This is a genomic window from Streptococcus pseudopneumoniae (genome assembly GCF_001072315.1).
GTDB classification, from domain to species: Bacteria; Bacillota; Bacilli; order Lactobacillales; family Streptococcaceae; genus Streptococcus; species Streptococcus pseudopneumoniae_R.
In genome coordinates this window covers 1-1596 of record NZ_JVLI01000069.1, presented here as the reverse complement: position 1 = coordinate 1596, position 1596 = coordinate 1, and the positions used below count along the sequence as shown (strand labels likewise).

The 1596-nt window shown below is 33.3% G+C and carries 3 protein-coding genes; all 3 read right to left on the bottom strand.

Annotation, left to right across the window (positions count from 1 at the left end; all coding sequences use genetic code 11):
* Positions 1-444: ParA family protein (locus ADH54_RS03105; protein ID WP_049524004.1), on the bottom strand; the 444-nt coding region annotated here is incomplete at its 3' end.
* 102 nt (positions 445-546) lie between these two features.
* Positions 547-732 (bottom strand): hypothetical protein, encoded by a 186-nt coding sequence (locus ADH54_RS03100; RefSeq protein WP_049524003.1) that lies wholly within the window; start codon positions 730-732, stop codon positions 547-549.
* A 203-nt stretch (positions 733-935) separates the two neighbouring features.
* Positions 936-1596 (bottom strand): helical hairpin domain-containing protein (locus tag ADH54_RS03095; RefSeq protein WP_049524002.1); only part of this gene is annotated, 661 nt, incomplete at its 5' end.

Below are 1596 nucleotides of genomic sequence, written 5' to 3'. Positions count from 1 at the left end.
AGGAGTCAATGGACTAATAATAGCGTGACTGACTGCAACAGCATTTTTAGTAGCTGTCGCAAAGTCTGGTCTACAATCAATCAAGATATAGTCAAACTGACCCAACTTCTTCTTTTCGTAGTTATCTTCTAACCAAAGATAAAGGAGCATATTTTTCTTATCGCTATTCTCCAGATCTCGTTCCACCGAGTCCAGCTGAACTGAACCTGGAATTAGACTAATATTTTCCTTGACTTGCTTAATATCCACGTCGCCCCCTTTGAAAGCATTAGCAATTGTATTCTGACTTTCGTAAATATTGTAGCATTGAGTCAAATTACACTGATGGTCTAAATCTATAAAGAGAACCTTATGCCCTTTTCTAGCCAACCATTCTCCATAATTAAATGTCAAAGTTGTTTTTCCAACACCGCCTTTAATAGCAGCAAATGTGATAATTTTCATTTATTTCCCTCCTAAAATTTTAGCACTTTCAAAGTTAAGTCTAGTCTTTCCGTTTTTGTATTTTCTATTCTATTACCTCTATAATTAGATTTATAAACAAAATTATAAAGTTAATTGCTCTGAAACAATTCTAAAACATATTCTAAGCGTATCTTCCAATTCTACGATTATATCTTCCCACTCAACACCGTCATATTCGCTGCTAATGTGCTCTAAATCCTCTGATAAAATATGAGTAATTTTGTCTCCTTCCACACTGACTTCTATCATGCCTTTGATACGTTCCATAGAAGTACAGCCTTCATAGTCTGAATAACAACCTACATAGCCATCAATAAAGAGATGATTGCCTTCTTTTGATTGAACATTGAAATAATCAACCTTGATAGTTTGAACTAGATGTAAAATTTTATTTACCCCCTTTTCTATACTTCTATTATACCAATATAATTATATTTGTCAATATGTGTATGTTTATATTTATAATTATTTTACAAAAAAGATTCTCTTTCCTTTCGCTGTTCCACATTTTTCTCAATGTCTTGATGTAACTTATAATCTTTTGTAATTGTTTCTACTCGTTGATATAAAGCTTGGCGCTCAAAAGTCACCTCCTTAACAAGTTTATCGATTTCAGATTTTCGAGTGCTAGGATCTACTCTCAGATCTTTCAGAATGGAAATAGCTAACTTCGATTCCTGATGATCACTTGATTCCAATGCAAGAAATGCAGACTGAATTTTATTAAGCTCACCCAAGCGTTGATCTAATTTATCAAGTAAGTTATCTACTTCTTCTAGTTCTTCTTCAAAACGATTTAACAATTCATCAAATTGCTGTCCTTCTGTCACTCCATGAGCGGATAGATAGTTATATTCACGAACAAGCTGATCCAAAGTTGAGATTTTAGGATTTTTTCGGATAATCATTTCTCCATTATCATACGACAACTGGGAAGCGACTGTTTCTCCCTTCATATAACGATTCTTATCAGCGTGTTCAGGATTAACAAAATAGTAGAAGTCATTTTTTCTGATAAAAATTTCATAAGAGCCATCTTCTGCTTTTTCAATCTGATGAGCTGGAATCAGAATAGTTCCCTTATTTCTAATCCCAAATTCCATTTCAAGATAGATTCCATTTTTCGTTTCT

Coding starts and splice junctions, on each gene's coding strand:
- ADH54_RS03100 (WP_049524003.1), bottom strand. CDS start 732: ATGGAACGTATCAAAGGCATGATAGAAGTCAGTGTGGAAGGAGACAAA.